The following is a 1200-nucleotide window of genomic DNA, read 5'->3' as shown; positions in this document are numbered from 1 at the left end:
TGTCTTAGCCCCCTAAAACTGTGCCACTACTTGAGTGTTACAGAAGGAACGAGGGATGGCTCGAAAACGGTATTCGGATGAGGATGCGCTGAAGATATTGCGCGAGATTGATGTGCACCTGCACGATGGATTGGATGTTGTAAGCGCGTGTCGCAAGGCGGGCATATCGGACAAGACCTATTACTATTGGCGCAAGAAGTTTGGCGGCATGGGGCGACCTCAGTTGTCGGAGATGCGGGCGCTGCAAAAGGAGAACGAGCGGCTGAAGAAGATCGTCGCTGACCTGCAGCTTGATAAGCTGATCCTGAAGGAGAGCCTGGATCACTTAAAGCCCAGGGCCTGACGGTTGATGGGTTGCGTCAGGCCGTGATCCACACCCGTCAGAAGCTGAACGCGTCTGAGCGGCGCACTTGCGCAGTTTTGGGGCTGTCACGCTCAAGCCTCCGATATCGCGCGAAGCCCACGAATGACGATGCACTGCGATTGGCGATGATCCGGCTGGCCAAACAGTATGGTCGCTATGGTTATCGGAAGGTGACAGCCCTGTTGCGGATGGAGGGCTGGAGGGTCAATCATAAGAAGGTTGAGCGTTTGTGGGGCGAAGAGGGCCTGCAACTGCCTCACCGCCATAAGAAGCGAAGGCGGCTCTATCACAAGGACAGTTCTGTCATCAGGCTGCGGCCCACGCATCCAAACCACATCTGGGCGATTGATTTCGTCCACGATAAGTTAAGCAATGGGCGCAGCTATAAGATGCTGACGGTGCTGGATGAATATACGCGTGAAGCACTGTGCGTGGCAGTGCGCCCCAAGATGAATGCAAATGATGTTCTGGATGCGCTGTACCCGTTGTTGATGAAACACGGCAAACCAGAGTTCGTCCGCTCTGACAACGGTCCAGAGTTCATTGCTACGCATCTGCAGGATTGGTTGAAAAAGGTCGGGGTCCAGCCGATGCAAATCTATCCCGGCAGCCCATGGGAGAATGGATACAACGAGCGGTTCAACGGAACATTAAGACGGGAAGTTCTGAACGCCGAGTGGTTCCACAGCACAAGGCAAGCCCAAGTCGCAATCAATACGTGGCTCAGACAATACAACCAGATCAGACCACATCATGCTCTGAACATGCGCCCACCAGTCCCAGAAACCCTTTTAGACAAACCGCAAATCACTGGTACTGAAACAAGGGGCTAGACA

The 1200-nt window shown here is 54.0% G+C and carries 2 protein-coding genes; both read left to right on the top strand.

The window, feature by feature from the left end; all coding sequences use genetic code 11:
* Positions 1-55 precede the first annotated feature (55 nt).
* Entirely contained in the window at positions 56-343 is a 288-nt protein-coding gene (locus tag AC2D8P_RS16575) for a transposase (protein ID WP_484703992.1), read from the top strand.
* A 23-nt stretch (positions 344-366) separates the two neighbouring features.
* Positions 367-1197, top strand: coding sequence for an IS3 family transposase (locus AC2D8P_RS16570; protein ID WP_484703991.1), 831 nt, complete (start codon positions 367-369; stop codon positions 1195-1197).
* The last annotated feature ends 3 nt before the right edge of the window (positions 1198-1200 follow it).

This window comes from Roseovarius sp. YIN77, from assembly GCF_057219155.1.
Note: the sequence above shows the minus strand (reverse complement) of the source record. Positions and strands in the feature narration are given on the sequence as shown.

What these genes read in the sequence shown, in the direction of transcription:
- AC2D8P_RS16575 (WP_484703992.1), top strand. Translation starts at nt 56, where the DNA reads ATGGCTCGAAAACGGTATTCGGATGAGGATGCGCTGAAGATATTGCGC.